Source organism: Imhoffiella purpurea, assembly GCF_000585215.1.
GTDB lineage: Bacteria > Pseudomonadota > Gammaproteobacteria > Chromatiales > Chromatiaceae > Imhoffiella > Imhoffiella purpurea.
This window is the reverse complement of the sequence record NZ_AONC01000043.1, coordinates 24,144-38,554: the sequence shown is the minus strand read 5'-3', so window position 1 is coordinate 38,554 and position 14,411 is coordinate 24,144. Positions and strand designations below refer to the sequence as shown.

At 64.6% G+C, this 14,411-nt stretch carries 14 protein-coding genes; 9 read left to right on the top strand and 5 right to left on the bottom strand.

Annotated features, from left to right (window positions below):
- The 7 genes from holA to D779_RS14350 form a co-directional block, all read left to right on the top strand.
- Positions 1-1,133: DNA polymerase III subunit delta (holA, locus tag D779_RS14375; RefSeq protein WP_232424197.1), on the top strand; the 1,133-nt coding region annotated here is incomplete at its 5' end.
- Positions 1,134-1,373: 240 nt separating this feature from the next.
- Complete coding sequence (locus D779_RS14370) at positions 1,374-2,648, top strand: glutamate-5-semialdehyde dehydrogenase (protein WP_043755344.1); 1,275 nt, start codon at positions 1,374-1,376, stop codon at positions 2,646-2,648.
- A gap of 310 nt (positions 2,649-2,958) precedes the next feature.
- Positions 2,959-4,416 carry an NAD(P)/FAD-dependent oxidoreductase gene (locus D779_RS14365; RefSeq protein ID WP_043755342.1) on the top strand — a complete coding sequence of 486 codons (1,458 nt, stop codon included), beginning with the start codon at positions 2,959-2,961 and terminating at the stop codon, positions 4,414-4,416.
- 35 nt (positions 4,417-4,451) lie between these two features.
- Positions 4,452-4,610 (top strand): hypothetical protein, encoded by a 159-nt coding sequence (locus D779_RS22670; protein WP_198295724.1) that lies wholly within the window; start codon positions 4,452-4,454, stop codon positions 4,608-4,610.
- Positions 4,611-4,933: 323 nt separating this feature from the next.
- On the top strand, positions 4,934-5,578 hold the full coding sequence (gene nadD, locus D779_RS14360) for a nicotinate-nucleotide adenylyltransferase (protein ID WP_043755340.1): 645 nt from the start codon (positions 4,934-4,936) through the stop codon (positions 5,576-5,578).
- Positions 5,579-5,631: 53 nt separating this feature from the next.
- On the top strand, positions 5,632-5,988 hold the full coding sequence (gene rsfS / locus D779_RS14355) for a ribosome silencing factor (protein WP_043755338.1): 357 nt from the start codon (positions 5,632-5,634) through the stop codon (positions 5,986-5,988).
- Between the two features lie 5 nt (positions 5,989-5,993).
- Positions 5,994-6,527, top strand: coding sequence for a dihydrofolate reductase (locus tag D779_RS14350; protein WP_052348149.1), 534 nt, complete (start codon positions 5,994-5,996; stop codon positions 6,525-6,527).
- A 16-nt stretch (positions 6,528-6,543) separates the two neighbouring features.
- Here D779_RS14350 and D779_RS14345 read toward each other — a convergent pair whose 3' ends face one another.
- Together D779_RS14345 and apaG are read right to left on the bottom strand one after the other, a co-directional pair.
- Complete coding sequence (locus D779_RS14345) at positions 6,544-7,386, bottom strand: symmetrical bis(5'-nucleosyl)-tetraphosphatase (protein ID WP_043755337.1); 843 nt, start codon at positions 7,384-7,386, stop codon at positions 6,544-6,546.
- Between the two features lie 72 nt (positions 7,387-7,458).
- On the bottom strand, positions 7,459-7,830 hold the full coding sequence (gene apaG / locus D779_RS14340; RefSeq protein WP_043755353.1) for a Co2+/Mg2+ efflux protein ApaG: 372 nt from the start codon (positions 7,828-7,830) through the stop codon (positions 7,459-7,461).
- A 202-nt stretch (positions 7,831-8,032) separates the two neighbouring features.
- Here apaG and D779_RS23155 point away from each other — a divergent pair, with 202 nt between their 5' ends.
- Positions 8,033-8,161: a hypothetical protein gene (locus D779_RS23155; RefSeq protein ID WP_269747393.1), complete on the top strand. Its 129-nt coding sequence runs from the start codon at positions 8,033-8,035 to the stop codon at positions 8,159-8,161.
- A 72-nt stretch (positions 8,162-8,233) separates the two neighbouring features.
- A complete protein-coding gene (locus D779_RS14335; RefSeq protein ID WP_043755334.1) occupies positions 8,234-9,226 on the top strand; it encodes a Gfo/Idh/MocA family protein in 993 nt (330 codons plus the stop codon).
- Between the two features lie 79 nt (positions 9,227-9,305).
- Here D779_RS14335 and pdxA read toward each other — a convergent pair whose 3' ends face one another.
- From pdxA to D779_RS14320, 3 genes are read right to left on the bottom strand one after another with little or no spacing between them, the layout of a single operon-like run.
- Positions 9,306-10,301, bottom strand: coding sequence for a 4-hydroxythreonine-4-phosphate dehydrogenase PdxA (gene pdxA, locus D779_RS14330; protein WP_043755350.1), 996 nt, complete (start codon positions 10,299-10,301; stop codon positions 9,306-9,308).
- An 11-nt stretch (positions 10,302-10,312) separates the two neighbouring features.
- Positions 10,313-11,596 (bottom strand): peptidylprolyl isomerase, encoded by a 1,284-nt coding sequence (locus tag D779_RS14325; protein ID WP_408606016.1) that lies wholly within the window; start codon positions 11,594-11,596, stop codon positions 10,313-10,315.
- A 31-nt stretch (positions 11,597-11,627) separates the two neighbouring features.
- On the bottom strand, positions 11,628-14,312 hold the full coding sequence (locus D779_RS14320; RefSeq protein WP_043755330.1) for an LPS-assembly protein LptD: 2,685 nt from the start codon (positions 14,310-14,312) through the stop codon (positions 11,628-11,630).
- Between the last annotated feature and the right edge of the window lie 99 nt (positions 14,313-14,411).

Here is a 14,411-nt window from a genome sequence, read left to right as displayed (position 1 = left end):
AGCTACCAGCTACCAGCTACCAGCTACCAGCTACCAGCTACCAGCTACCAGCTACCAGCTACCAGCTACCAGCTACCAGCTACCAGCTACCAGCCTTCTGTTTCCGAGGTCGGCATCCGATGCAGGTTCGGTTCAATCAGCTTTCGTCGCATCTGAAATCCGGGCTGGCGCCCGTCTATCTGATCTGCGGCGACGAGCCCTACCAGTTCGACGAGTCCGCGCGGATCATCCGCGAGGCGGCGAGACGCAAGGGGTTCGACGAGCGCGAGCTGCTCGATGTCGAGGCGGGGTTCGACTGGCGTTCGCTGGCGGCGGCCGCGGCCTCCATGTCGCTGTTCTCGGCGCGCAAGCTGATCGAGGTCCGTGCGCCGGGCGGCAAGCTCGGCAAGGAGGGCGGGGCGGCGATCCGCGACTATTGCGAGCGTCCCTGTGCCGACAATCTGCTCCTGGTGCTGGCCCCCGGTCTGGAACGCAAGGATCTGCAGACGCAGTGGGTCAAGCGGATCGACGCGGTCGGCGCGGTCGTGCAGGTCTGGCCGCTCAAGGAGCAGGAGCTGGAGCATTGGCTCGGGCAGCGGCTGCAGGCGGCGCGTTTCCAGCCGGCCTCCGGTGTGGCCGCGCTCCTGGCCGAGCGCTCCGAGGGCAACCTGTTGGCCGCCGTTCAGGAGATCGAGAAGCTGCGTCTGCTCCACGAGCCGGGGCCGCTGACCCTGGACGACCTGCTCGGCAATCTGGCCGACAGCGCCCGATTCGACCTCTTCGCCCTGACCGACGCGGCCCTGAACGGCGACCGCGGACGGGTGCAGCGCATTCTGTCCGTTCTGCATGGCGAGGGGACCGCCGACGTCCTGGTGCTCTGGGTGCTCGCCCGCGAGCTGCGGATGCTGGCCGAGGCGGCAGGTGCCATCGCCCGCGGCGCCTCTCCCTCCGGGATCTTTGCCGAGCACCGCGTGCCGCGACCGCGACTGCCGGTGCTGGAAAAGGCGTTGCGGCGCCTGTCTCCCGCGCTGCTGCACGCGCTATTGGATCAGTGCGCCGAGGTCGATCGCTGCATCAAGGGATATGCCTCCGGCGATTCCTGGCAGCGTCTGGCGATCATTGCCGATACATTGACCGCTGGCCGTAGGGCTTGAATCTCTAACGCACATGGCGGACGGCCACCCCGAAAGATGAAACGTGCGACGTCTTGTTGGGCCTCGTACCTCGGCCCAACCTACAAACCGGCTGTTTCACGGTAACTTTCGGCGATTGTTCGCCGTTCTGGCAACCGGGCGGCTCGTTTATAATCAGACGCTTTCCGCGTGCTCGGTCGAGACGGATCCTATCGCCTCGGTCCGTTGTCGTGCGCCTCTCATCTTCGAACGGGTTTTCCGATGACTGCAGAACAAATCCAAGACGTTGTTGGCTACATGAACGAGGTCGGTCGCCGCGCCCGGCATGCGGCGCGGGCGATGGCGCGTGCCGGGACCGGGCAGAAGAATGCCGCCCTGACCGCGATCGCCGATCTGCTGGACGCGCAGCGGGATGCCATCGCGGCGGCCAATCGTCAGGATCTGGAGGCGGGCGCGGCCAAGGGGCTGGACGCGGCGCTGCTCGATCGGCTCGAACTCACGCCCGGGCGGATCGACGCCATGATCGAGGGGTTGCGGCAGATCGCGGCCTTGCCCGATCCGATCGGCGCCATCTCGGATCTCGACTATCGTCCCAGCGGGATTCAGGTCGGGCGGATGCGGGTGCCGCTCGGGGTGGTGGGCATCATCTACGAGTCGCGGCCGAACGTGACCGCCGATGCCGCCGCGCTCTGTCTCAAGTCGGGCAATGCCACGGTGCTGCGCGGCGGGTCCGAGGCCTTCGCCTCGAACCAGGCGATCGCCGCCTGCATCCAGCAGGGCCTGGAGCAAGCCGAGCTGCCGGCCGAGGGCGTGCAGGTCGTGGCGACCACCGATCGTGCCGCCGTGGGCGCCATGATCGCCATGCCCGATTGCATCGACGTCATCATCCCGCGCGGCGGCAAGGGGCTGATCGAGCGTATCAGCCGCGACGCCAGGGTGCCGGTCATCAAGCACCTGGACGGCATCTGTCACGTCTACATCGACGCGCACGCGGACCTCGACAAGGCGTTCGCGATCGCCCTGAATGCCAAGACCCAGCGCTACGGCACCTGCAACACCATGGAGACACTGCTGGTCGATGCCGCTGTCGCCGACCGGATCCTGCCCAGGCTTGGGGCGGCCTATCTGGAGAAGGGGGTCGAGCTGCGCGGCTGCGGGCGCACCCGCGATCTATTGCCGGATGCCGTCCCGGCGACCGATGCGGATTGGGACACCGAATATCTGGCGCCCATCCTCTCGATCCGGGTGGTCGATGGTCTGGACGAGGCGATGGACCATATCGCTAGTCACAGCTCGGCACATACCGAATCCATCGTCACCGAGGATTATTCGCGGGCACGGCGCTTCCTGCGCGAGGTCGACTCGAGTTCGGTCATGGTGAACGCCTCGACGCGCTTCGCCGACGGGTTCGAATATGGTCTGGGCGCCGAGATCGGGATCAGTACGGACAAGTTCCACGCCCGCGGTCCGGTTGGGCTGGAAGGGTTGACCTCGCTCAAGTTCGTGGTGCTGGGCAATGGGGAGGTGCGTGTCTGAGCCGGATTCCGGGGATCCAAATGACCTGAGTGCAGTCTAATGAATTTCAGGTTGTCCTCGACAATTATCAATGCTGTCGTTGAGAATTAGGCCCGTTCTGATCGAGGCGGCTGTCAGGGCGTCTGGCGTGTAGGGCATCGATCCGTCTGAAATACCAGATATCGAGCTCTTTTTGTGTGCGATTCATCTCGATATTCGATCCCGGAGCGAAAGGGGCGATCGAGGTGCGTACCGCTTGAATTGAATAAAGAAGGCATTCGTTTTTTCGTCATCCAAACCCCAAACCCATAATGAAGGGAGGAGTGTCTTTATGGCACGTATCGTGATTCTTGGAGCGGGTATCTCGGGTCATACGACCGCCAGATACCTGGGTAAGTGGATTGGCAAGAAGCATGAAGTGGTCGTGGTTTCGCCCAAGCCCAAGTGGAATTGGATTCCATCCAACATCTGGGTCGGGGTGGGCGAGATGACCGAGGAGCAGGTCACCTTCGATCTGGAGCCCGTCTATAAGAAAATCAATGTCGCCTTCCATCAGGCGCGGGCCGTCTCGATCAACCCCGAAGGCAGCGAGGGTCACGAAAAGCCATTCGTGACGGTCGAGTACACCGAGTCCGGGCGCGAGGGCGAGACGGGCGAGATCGAGTACGATTTCCTCGTCAACGCGACCGGGCCCAAGCTCAATTTCGGCGCAACGCCCGGTCTGGGGCCCGATGAGGGCTATAGCATGTCGGTCTGCACGCCGGATCATGCCTCCAAGGCCAATGCGCTGCTGCGCGAATGCATCCAGGCCATGAAGGGTGGGGCCACCAAGACCTTCGTCGTGGGAACCGGCCATGGCATGTGCACCTGCCAGGGTGCGGCCTTCGAGTATATCTACAATATCGACCATGCCCTGCGCGAGGCGAGGGTCCGCGACAAGGCCCGGATCGTCTGGATCAGCAACGAGTACGAACTGGGCGATTTCGGCATGGGCGGGGTCCATATCACCCGCGGCGGCTATCTGACCAACGGCAAGGTCTTCGCCGAGTCGCTGATGGTCGAGCGTGACATAGAATGGATCACGCGTGCCGCCGTGAACAAGGTCGAGCCGGGCAAGCTGCAGTACGAGCTGCTCGACGGCACCACGGGCGAACTGGAATTCGATTTCGCCATGCTGATCCCGCCCTTCTCCGGGGTGGGCCTGAAGGCCTACGGCAAGTCCGGCGCGGACATCACGGATCAGGTCTTCGCGCCCAACGGTTTCATGAAGGTGGATGCCGACTACAACCCCAAAGCCTTCGAGGACTGGAGCAAGGAAGACTGGCCGAGGACCTATCAGTCGCCCAAGTACAGCAACATTTTCGCCATCGGGATCGCCTTCGCCCCGCCGCATCCCATCAGCAAGGTGATGAAGAGCCCCAACGGCACCCAGATCAGCCCGACCCCGCCGCGGACGGGCATGCCCTCGGCGGCGATCGGGAAGGCGGTCGCCGGCAGTATCCGCGACATCCTCAAGGGTGCCTCGGGTCCCACCCATACCGCCTCCATGTCGGAGATAGGTGCCGCCTGCTTGGCCTCGACCGGCTCGGACATCTTCAAGGGTACGGCGGCGAGCATGATCGTGTTCCCTGTCGTACCGGACTACGAGACCTATCCCGAATACGGCCGCAACATGGATCTGACCTTCGGTGAGATCGGCCTGGCGGGTCACTGGATGAAGTATATCCTCCATCATGTCTTCATCTATCAGGCCAAGCTGCGTCCAGGTTGGTCCATCCTTCCCGATTGATACAGCGCCCACTCCGGACGACGAGGTAAACCATCATGGCTGTCAAGAACAAAGAACCCTATCAGCAGGCCTACTATCCGCCGGTTCCGACCGGCTTAACCAAGTACATGCGGACCTCCATCATCTGGCAGTTCTACCGCTTCTGGGTCATCAATCTGAAGATCCTCAAGCTGCTGATTAAATCCCATAACTGATGCCGGACCGAGCTAGGGTCTAGCGAGCCATGCAGTGGACCGCCGCGATGCCATCGCGGCGGTCCACTTTCCAGTGCGGGACAATTCGGACGGATTCTGCTACCGTTTCCCTATCCGCCAATCGCCGCATTCCGTGGGTATAGGGGATTTTGCTTCCAGTTCGTCCCTCAGACTCGATTCAGATCCAGATACCCCGGAGGTCGGCTCGCTCGCAGCCGATCCTGGGGAAGCCCGCCGACACCCGATCTTTCCACGGTGCCGATCACATCCTCGATCGCGGTCGTCATGCGTTCTGATGCGATCGCCGGGTGTGCCCTCGAGTCATGATCGGCATCCTTGGCGGCACCTTCGATCCCGTGCACTACGGACATCTGCGGCCGGCCTTGGACGTATTCCAGAGTCTGGGGCTGGAACGTCTGTCGTTCGTGCCGCTGCGGGTCGCGGTGCATCGTCCGCAGCCGCAGGCCAGTTCGGAGGCGCGCCTGGCCATGCTCGAGGCCGCGATCGAAGGGCAGGCCGGATTCGCCGTGGATCCGCGCGAGCTGAGGCGCCAAACGCCGTCCTATACCCACGAGACACTGATGTCGCTGAGGGACGAGCTGGGTTCCCGGCGTTCGCTCTGTCTACTGATCGGCGCGGACGCCTTCGCCGGATTTCTGAGCTGGTATCGGCCGATGGAGATCCTTGAGCTGGCGCATCTGGTCGTCATGTGTCGCCCCGGATACGACCCTGCCTCGGAGCCGGCTCCGCATCGTCTCTATCGGGAACGCGGCTGCGAGGATGCGGCGGACTTGAGGGCCCTGCCCGCGGGCAGGATTCAGTTACGGGACGTGACCCAGCTGGGGATTTCGTCCACCCGGATCCGTCGGTTGATCGCGGAAGGCGGGAGTCCGCGCTATCTCCTGCCCGATCCGGTGCTCGATTATATCGAGCGTACCGGACTCTATCGCTCGAACCATGGTTTCTGACTTCTTTCGACCGGTGCAATGGCACCTTCAATACCTTCAGCAGAGGAGATCGCATGCAGCTTGAACAACTTCGGCAGCTCGTTCTGGATACATTGGTCGATATGAAGGCCAAGGATGTCTCGGTCATGGACGTGCGTGGCAAGACGTCCGTGACCGATTACATGGTGGTCGCTTCGGGGACCTCGGATCGGCATGTGAAGGCGATCGCCGAGACGATCGCCTTTCGCTCGAAAGAGGCCGGCGAGGCCCCGCTTGGCACGGAAGGCGTTGCCGAGGGCGAATGGGCGCTGGTCGATCTCAACGGGGTCGTGGTGCACGTGATGCAGGCCAAGGTGCGGGATTTCTACAATCTCGAGCGTCTCTGGTCGGCTCCGGCCGAGGTTCCCAAGCTGGCGGCGACGGCGCACTGACTCGCATGGTTTCGAATCGGGAGCGGTCGGCCGGGCGCTCATCCGGCCGGCCTTCGCTATGTCTGGTGGCGGCGATCGCGGACAATGGGGTGATCGGGCGTGACAATGAGCTCCCATGGCGCCTTCCGGCGGATCTGGCCCATTTCAAGCGTCTGACCCTGGACCGGACCCTCGTCATGGGGCGGCGCACCTGGGAGTCGCTCCCGGGTCTGCTGCCGCGCAGGCGTCATATCGTCCTCTCGCGGGATCCGGGATACGGCGCCGAGGGGTGCGAGCGGGCGGCCTCGTTGAATGAGGCCATCGTCCTGGCCGATGGCGAGCCGGAGCTGATGGTGGTGGGCGGTGCCGCGCTCTATGCCGAGGCCCTGCCGCGTGCCGACAGGCTCTGTCTGACCCTCGTGCATACCCGGGCGGAGGGCGATGTCCTCTTTCCCGAGTGGGATCGGGCCGGGTGGCGCGAGGTCGACCGCGTCGAGCGGCCGGCGGACGAGCGCAATGCATTCGCCATGAGCTTCGTCGAATGGCTGCGTCTCCCGTGAGCCGTGCGGGCGCGGGTCATCCCCCCGAACCGGGCTTGAGGTATCCCTCGCAGTCGAGCTGAACGGGCTCCATCGGTCCGTGATCGATGCGCAGTGCGGTCAGTGCCCCTCCCCAGAGACATCCGCTGTCGATCGCCCAGACGTTGTCTCCGCTCCAATAGCCCAATGTGGACCAGTGACCGAAGATGATGCGCTCCTGGCGCGTGCGTCTTCCGGGGACCTGGAACCAAGGCATCAGGCCGGGAGTCTGGGTGCCGATCTCGCCCTTCTCCTTCAGGGCCAGGGTTCCGTCACGGGTGCAGAACCGCAGTCGCGTGAAACAGTTGGTGATGAATCTGAGGCGGTCCAGGCCGGAGAGCTGCGGAGACCATCTGGCCGGTTTGTCGCCATACATGGCATCGAGGAAATCCAGGTAGTCGTCGTCGTGGCGAAGCGCGGCCTCGACTTCGCGTGCGCAAGAGATGGCCTGGGTCAGGTCCCACTGGGGTGGCAGGCCGGCATGGATCAGCGTCGCTCTGAGCTCGGGATCATGGTGCAGGAGCGGTTGATGGCGTAGCCAGTGCAGCAATTCTTCGCGATCTGAGGCATGGATCACGCTTTGAAGCGTACTTTTCTTGGCATGCTTGGCATTGCCATTGGCGAGCGCGAGCAGATGCAGGTCGTGATTGCCGAGCACGCAGATGGCCGACTCTCCGAGATTGCGGACGAAACGCAGGACCTCGAGCGAGTCTGGGCCGCGGTTGACCAGATCGCCGGCGAGCCAGAGCCGGTCTCGGCCTGGATCGAAATCGAGCAGGTCGAGCAGACGGAGCAGCTCGGAATGGCATCCTTGAATGTCGCCGATGGCGTATGTGGGCATGTGGGAAGGATGGGCGGGCGATCCGGGGCCGAAGGGATCGGACTGCCAATCCCTTCCGATCCGGAGGTCGACTCAGTGGAGACTGGTGGAGGCGAGCGAAAAGGCCGGGATTCTGGCCTCGAAGCGGGTGCCGTCCTCGGTGATCATTCCATAGCTGCCATGCATGCTGCCGAGCGGAGTCGCCAGGATGGCGCCGCTGGTGTATTCGTACGAGGATCCGGGGGCGATGGAGGGCTGCTCGCCGATGACGCCCTGACCGCGCACCTCCTGCACCTGTCCGTCCGCATCCGTAATGATCCAGTGCCGGTCCAACAGCCGAGCTGGCATATCCCCCTGATTCTGTATGACGATCGTGTAGGCGAACACATATCGGCCTTCGTCCGGCGACGAGCGATCGGGTTGGTATTGGCTTTGTGCCGAGATCTTGATCGGGAAATCTTTCACCTTGGTCTCCACAGCAGACAATGGCTTCGGAAGGCGTGATAATAGCTGAGAAAGGTCAATCGCAGATCACGGGTGGCGTGGACTTATGTGATTTCTCCATAATAATTAGATCGAGTTACAGAAGATTCTTGCTAGTTTACTCGAAGCGGCCACCCCTATGTTGATCATGACGAAACGCAGTCATCGGAAGACGGATCCTTTCTTGTTGCTCGTGCTCTTCGTGGCCGTCGCCATGGGCGTGACGCTGGCCTATCAGGTGTCCGTCTTCTCGGGGGCCGAGGAGGTGCCGATCGCCAAAGAGTCTCCGCCCGCGTTCCAGGTCGGCGGCTGATGGGACGATTTGCGTCACCGGGCAGCGGAAGCCCTCATCCTACATCTTCCCCTCATCTTCGCTGGTTTTCTCATGTCTGAACATTCCTCTCCCGACAAGCTGAGGGTCGCCGTCATCGGCGTCGGCTATCTCGGCCGCTTCCACGCCCTCATCTATTCGCGCATGCCCGAGGTCGAACTGGTCGGTGTCTTCGACACGGACGCCGAACGGGCCGGGACCGTTGCCGCGGAGGCCGGCTGTGCCGGCGTTTCATCGATCGACGACCTGCTCGACAAGGTCGACGCGGTGAGCGTGGTGGTCCCCACCTCGGCCCATCTGGAGGCCGCCGCCCCCTTTCTCTCGCGCGGTATCCACGTCCTGCTGGAGAAGCCGATCGCCGCGACCCACGACGCTGGGGCGGAGATCGTCCGTCTGGCCCAATCCAGTGGCGCCACCCTGCAGATCGGCCATGTGGAGCGTTTCAACGCCGGCGTCATGGCCCTGGCCGAGCGCATCCGTTCGCCGCTCTACATCGAGGCCCAGCGCATGGGCGGCTTCGTCGAGCGCGCCACCGACGTGGACGTGGTCTCGGACCTCATGATCCACGACATCGACATCATTCTGTCGCTGGTCGATGCCGAGATCAGCGCCATCTCGGCCGTGGGCGCCTCGGTCCTGACCGAGCATGTGGACATCGCCAACGCGCGCCTGGAATTCGCCAACGGCGCCGTAGCCAATGTGGTGGCGAGCCGGGTCTCGGAAAAGACCACGCGCCGCATTCGCGTGTTTCAGCCCCGCACCTATCTCTCGCTCGACTTCGTGAGCCAGACCATCGATGTCGCCGAGACCCGGTCGGTCGAGGGCGAGGCGAGACCGGCGATCGTGCGCGACCGCATCCAGGTCGAGCCCATCAAGCCGCTCGACCGCGAGATCGCCGAGTTCGTGCGGGGGATCCGTGCGGGTACCAGACCGCTGGTCGACGGACGGGTCGGACTCAAGGCCCTGGACGTGGCGCTCGAGGTACGCGCCTGCATCGCCGCCGCGGGCGAGCTGCAGCGCGAGTCGCTCCTCGCTCTTAGCGGCTGATCCCTGGGATCGCCGGGGTCGCCTCGGCAATGCCGCCAAGGCCGGCATCCAAGCCCTGGGCGAGTGCCGGGCCGTCGGATCAGGACTTCACGCCAGTCGCCCCGGCCATCTCGATGGCGATATCGATCGCCGTCTCCAGGCTGCCGAGTTCGGCCCGGTCGGTCCCGACCAGATCGAGTGCGGTACCGTGGTCGACCGAGGTGCGGACGATGGGCAGTCCCAGGGTGATGTTGGCGGCCCGGCCGAATCCCAGATGCTTGAGCACCGGCAGGCCCTGATCGTGGTACATCGCCAGGACGGCATCCGCCGTCTCCAGGCGTTTGGGGACGAAGGCCGTGTCGGCGGGCAGGGGGCCGGTCAGATCCATTCCGCGGTCGCGAGAGTCGGCCAGGACCGGCTCGATCACATCGATCTCCTCGCGTCCCAGATGTCCGCCCTCGCCGGCATGCGGGTTGAGCCCGCAGACCAGGATTCTCGGGCGGGCGATCCCGAAGCGGCGGCTCAGGTCGTGATGCAGGATCTCGATCACCCGTGACAGATGCTGCCGGGTGATGGCCGCGCCGACCTGGCTCAGCGGCAGATGCGTGGTGGCCAGGGCGACCCTCAGACCGGGCGTGGCCAGCATCATGACCGGCTCGCTGCCGCAGCGCTCGGCCAGGAATTCGGTGTGCCCGGTGAAATGGACGCCGCCCTCGTTGATGACCCCCTTGTGAACGGGGGCCGTGATCAGGGCATCGAAGCGTCCGTCGAGACAGGCGTCGCACGCCTGGGCGAGCGTCTCGAGGACATAGGTGGCGTTGCGCGGGTCGAGCCTTCCCGGCCGGGCGGCGACCTCGAGCGGAACGGGCTGCACCAGGAGTCGTCCGGGCTCGGATGGACGGGCGGGAGCGCCTGGGTCGAATTCCTGGATCCGGAGACCCAGGCCGAGCGCGCGGGCGCGGTCGGCGAGCAGATCCGGATCGGCGACGGCGATCAGCTCGGCGGGGTGCGGCCGCTGGGCGAGACGTACGACGAGATCGGGTCCCACCCCGGCCGGCTCGCCGGGCGTGAGTGCGAGACGAAGCGGATGCGTCATGGCGTCGCGCATCAGTAGTCGTTGCCCAGCCGGATCTCGACGTAGGCCTCGTCACGCAGCTGTCTGAGCCATTCCTCGGTCGCCTCTTCGGCCTTGCGGCGCTGCAGTGCCTCGCGGGCCTTGATCCGCATGATGTCGCTGCTGGTGTCCTGATCGCGCCGTTCGAGCACCTGGACGATATGCCAGCCGAAGGGACTCTTGAAGGGCAGGCTGACCTGATCGGGCGCCAGGTCGTTCATGGTCTCCTCGAATTCGGGGACGGTGTCGCCCGGATTCAGCCAGCCGAGATCGCCGCCCTTGAGGGCCGATCCCGTATCGTCCGAATGGGCCCGGGCCAGTGTCTCGAAATCGTCTCCGCCCTGGATGCGGGTGCGCAGCTGCGACAGACGCCGCTTCGCGTCCTCGTCCGAGACGATCTCGTTGGTGCGGACCAGGATGTGGCGCGCATGGGTCTGGGTGACGCTCTTGGGCGCGGCGGCCTTGATCTCGCGCAGCTTGATGATGTGGAAGCCGCTCGGGCTGCGCAGCGGATCGCTGATCTCGCCCTCGGCCAGGGTGAAGGCCAGGTCCGAGACCAGACTGGGCACGGCGCCCATCTCGAACCAGCCGAGGTCGCCGCCCTCCAGGGCGTTGCGGCCGTCCGACTCGCGCACCGCGACGCTGGCGAAATCGGCCCCGGCGCGCAGCTGGGTCACCAGACGCTTGGCCTTGCTCTCGGCCGCCTTGATCTGGGCCGGGCTCGGATTCTCTGGGAGGGCGATGAGGATGTGCTGCAGACGCACCTGTTCGCGTTCCACCAGCCGGCTCGATTCCTTGGCCAGGAAGCGGTCGACCTCCTGGTCCGTGACCTGGATCTTCTTGACCACCTCCTGGCTCTGGAGGCGGCTGGTGAGGATCTGCGATCGGGTGTCCTCGCGGAAGTCGTCGAAGTCGATGCCGCCGGCCTCCAGCGTGACCTGGAGCTCGGGGAGCGTGAGGCCGTTGCGGTTGGCGATGTTGCTCATGGCCTCGTTCAGGGTGGCATCGTCGACCCGGATGCCGAGCTCCTTGGCCCGCTGCTGCTGCAGATGCTTGAGGATGAGGCGGTCGAGCACCTGTTTGCGCAGCTGGGCCTCGGGCGGCAGAGGCGTTCCGCGCTGCTGCATCTGGGGGATGACCAGCCGGATCTCCTTGTCGAGCTCGCTGCGGACCACCACGTCGTCGTTGACGACGGCGACGATGGCGTCGAGCTCTTCGGTCGCCGCCTGGGTGATGGCCCCCGAGAGCGAGAGCAGGAGCAGTGCGCCCGTGCCCAGGGCAAGACGCGCGGACCGCAGCAGACCGCGGCTAGTTGGTGTGATACCCATAGATTCCTCGTTCCAGGAGCTTGTCGATCTGGTTGCCGAAGGATCCGAGACCCGCGAGCTCCAGTTGTAGCATGACGCTCGTGCTGCCGTTGCTGTCGGCGCTGCGCTTGAGATGCTGTCCCAGGATCCTCAGACGCCAGCAGCAGCGTCCGAACTCGACGCCTGCGAACGCCTCCACGGTTTCGTCGTTGAGCATGGAATAGAGCCAGCGCCCGACCACCCTCACCTTGGAGCCGAGCGGCATCTGGAAGGAGAGATCGGCGTCCTCGTATTCCTCGCTCTGGTCGTTGCCCAGGTTGTAGCGGTAGGCGAGGTTGAGCAGGCGCTCCTCGTCCGGTGCGTAACGGACTTGGAAGACCTGTTTCTCCCAGGGTTGTTCCGTCTCGTTCGGATTCCATTGCAGACTGGCCACGGCGGACCAGTCCTGGTGCAGCTGGGCCGAGAACTCGCCGGCCATCGATGAGGTGACGTCGCTCTCGGCGTCGTCGCCCGTCAGCTGAACCCGGCGCGAGTCGAAATAATAGATCTGTCCGAGGCTGGCGCGGAACAGCTCCTGGCCGGAGCGGTTGGCGATGGTTCGGGACGTGAGGCCGAGCGTGAGCCGGTTCTCGTCGCCGATGCGATCGTAGCCGGTGAAGCGGTTGGGACGGAACAGACTCGAGAAGCTGAAGTCCAGCGCGGTGGTGTCGAAACGGGGCAGGTCCGACTGATCCTCGTAGGGGGTCAGGACATAATAAAGTCTCGGTTCGAGGGTCTGCATGGCGCCGTGACCGAACCAGTCGGTCTCGCGCTCGAAGATCAGCTTGCCGTCGATATCCAGCCCGGGGATCGCATAGCTGGGCTTGTCGTCCATTCCGTCGCCTTGATCCACCAGATCGTAGCCCTTGTAATAGAGTCGGGCGCGCGGGATGAGGTAGCCGTATCCGCGCCGCAACGGCAGGCGCAGCGAGGGGATGGCGACCAGACGGCTGCCGTGCACCGCCGCGCTGTGATCGAAATAGTCGTACTGGCCGTCGAAACCGTATTCCAGGCCGTTCCAGGTCTTGGGGGCGACGGTCAGTTCGATGTGCGGCTTCTGGCTGTAGGGGCGGTTTTGGGGTGCGATGCTGGCGTCGACCGTCTGGAAGTCCTGGATGCGGGTGAGCAGGCCCCAGCCATCGCCGGAATAATAGAGGTCGGCGAGCTGGCTCAGATTTCGGACGCTGGTGGTATCGAGGCGATTGCCGAAATCGCCCAGATAGTCGTCGTCGGACACGGATGCATAGTCGATGCGGGTCGTCCAGCGATTGCCCAGCCGGCCCTGCTGAATGACCTTCAATGCGCCGCGCAGTCCCTCGTCGGGCGCCTTCTCGTCGCGAGGCAGGATCTCGGCGTCGACCTCCAGTTCCTGGAAGCTGGCGAGATGGCGAATCTGGGTGCCGAGCATGAGTCCGCGCAGACTCATGTAGCGCGGGGTGATGGTCGCGTCCATGTTGGGCGCGATGTTCCAGTAGTAGGGAATGCTGATGTCGGTTCCGGTCTCGTCGGAGGAGCCGAGCATGGGGATGAGAAAACCGCTGCGGCGGCGGCTGTCGATCGGGAACCTCAGATAGGGTGTGTAGAGCACCGGGATATCGGCGATTCGGATCCGGGCGTGGTGCGCCGTGCCCATGCCCTCGGCCTGGTCCAGTTCCAGGTCGCTCGCCAGCAGCGACCAGTCCGACTGGCCGGGCGGGCAGGTGGTGTAGAGGATGTCGTCGTAGCGCGTCACCTGCTCGGAAAGCATCCAGGCCCGGTCGGCGCGGCCGCGCAGATTGGCGTCGCCCGACATGCGGTAGCGGGCGTTCTCGATGTCGCCCTTCCTGGTTTCGAGGTTGTACTGGCTCTCATCGCCGGTGAGACGCAGTCCTGGAGACTCGAGATAGACATGTCCTGCGGCGTCGACCTCGCCCGTGCGCCGGTCGTAGTCGGACCGGTCGGCCTCCAGCCGTCGGTCGTTCTGCAGGATCTCGATGTCGCCCTCGAGATGGATGACGTCCTGGGCCTGGTCGTAGTCCACGCGGTTGGCGGTGATGTCGATCGGTGTCTTGTCGTCGAAGGGGGCCGCAGGGGCCAGATGCGTCACCCCGGGTCGTGGGCCGCAATAGTCCCAGGTCAGACCCTCGTACAGCCGGGATTCGGCAACGGCGTCCTCGCGCTTGTTCTGCGGCGATGTCGCCGAGGGCCTGGCCCCGGCCTTCTGCGGATCGCGCTCGGGCAGGTCCTGGGCCGCATCGGGTCCCTGCGCCATGGATGGCAGCACCTCGAGACCCTGCGGCTTGTGGCCCGGCGCTTCGGCGTGCAGTGGATCCAGCTCCGGGCGCTGGTCGTCGATCCGGGTCGGAGCGAAGACCCGATCCCGTTCCTGGCGCGTCAGCTGCTGACCTTGCGCCGGGTCGGCCTCGGGGGCGTCGGGCGTCTGGGGGACTGCCGGGACGCACTCCGAGCCTTGGGCTAGGGGATCCGACGCGCAATCCTGGGGTGTGACGGCAGAGACGCGATCGTCCGACCAGAGGGGCGCGGCGAATAGGATGCTCTGTATCAGCGCGCCGATGCAGGCGCTGCGTCTGAGGTCGGCCTTGGTCGGCATGCGTCTGGCGAGCTCGTCGCTGAATGGGTGGACGGTTTGTTTTGAACCTGCAACCATGTCATATCCAGGCCGGGTCAGCAATCGCAAAGATGTTCGGTCCCGGTTTCAGGGCCGTTCCGGCCAATGGATCCACCTCCACCTTCGAGCTCCCCCGAA

Bases quoted from the DNA above. Each gene is read 5' to 3' on its own strand.
- D779_RS14370 (WP_043755344.1), top strand. From the start codon at position 1,374: ATGACTGCAGAACAAATCCAAGACGTTGTTGGCTACATGAACGAGGTC.
- D779_RS14365 (WP_043755342.1), top strand. From the start codon at position 2,959: ATGGCACGTATCGTGATTCTTGGAGCGGGTATCTCGGGTCATACGACC.
- D779_RS22670 (WP_198295724.1), top strand. From the start codon at position 4,452: ATGGCTGTCAAGAACAAAGAACCCTATCAGCAGGCCTACTATCCGCCG.
- nadD (WP_043755340.1), top strand. From the start codon at position 4,934: ATGATCGGCATCCTTGGCGGCACCTTCGATCCCGTGCACTACGGACAT.
- rsfS (WP_043755338.1), top strand. From the start codon at position 5,632: ATGCAGCTTGAACAACTTCGGCAGCTCGTTCTGGATACATTGGTCGAT.
- D779_RS14350 (WP_052348149.1), top strand. From the start codon at position 5,994: ATGGTTTCGAATCGGGAGCGGTCGGCCGGGCGCTCATCCGGCCGGCCT.
- D779_RS14345 (WP_043755337.1), bottom strand. From the start codon at position 7,386: ATGCCCACATACGCCATCGGCGACATTCAAGGATGCCATTCCGAGCTG.
- D779_RS14335 (WP_043755334.1), top strand. From the start codon at position 8,234: ATGTCTGAACATTCCTCTCCCGACAAGCTGAGGGTCGCCGTCATCGGC.
- pdxA (WP_043755350.1), bottom strand. From the start codon at position 10,301: ATGACGCATCCGCTTCGTCTCGCACTCACGCCCGGCGAGCCGGCCGGG.
- D779_RS14320 (WP_043755330.1), bottom strand. From the start codon at position 14,312: ATGGTTGCAGGTTCAAAACAAACCGTCCACCCATTCAGCGACGAGCTC.